The organism is Xanthovirga aplysinae, assembly GCF_009711365.1.
In the GTDB taxonomy this organism is placed as follows: domain Bacteria; phylum Bacteroidota; class Bacteroidia; order Cytophagales; family Cyclobacteriaceae; genus Xanthovirga; species Xanthovirga aplysinae.
On the sequence record NZ_SMMB01001182.1, the window covers coordinates 1 to 383 of the forward strand.

A 383-nucleotide genomic window follows, 5' to 3' on the forward strand; every position below is an offset into this window, starting at 1 on the left:
TTCAGTATTTTTGACCCTCTTTTTTGGATTAGAATATGAATCTTTCGGAAAAAATAAATTTTATTAATCATCAGTTTGGGAAAATTATTCCCGATAAAGCAGAAAAAATTCTCACTTTGGTTTTGTTGCAAGAATGGATCAGTTTGGGGAAAATTGAAAGCAAGTTTTCTGAATTTGACGTGGTTAGGGCTTTTGAAGAGGTAGTTGAAATGACCGGTCGGGAAAAAAATATTGCTGTTCAAAGACCCATTCGTGATTTGAGGAGGTTTTATTTGCTTTATTTCCGGAAGGAGGATAAATACAAGCTCTCTCAATATGCTGAAAGCTTTATTCACTTATTGAATGAAGAAATTTATAAAAATTATAATCCGGAATCACTAAAA

1 protein-coding gene is annotated in these 383 nt (G+C 32.1%); it reads left to right on the forward strand.

What is annotated here, in order from left to right:
* Nucleotides 1-35 precede the first annotated feature (35 nt).
* Nucleotides 36-383: hypothetical protein (locus tag E1171_RS23900; RefSeq protein WP_187696493.1), on the forward strand; the 348-nt coding region annotated here is incomplete at its 3' end.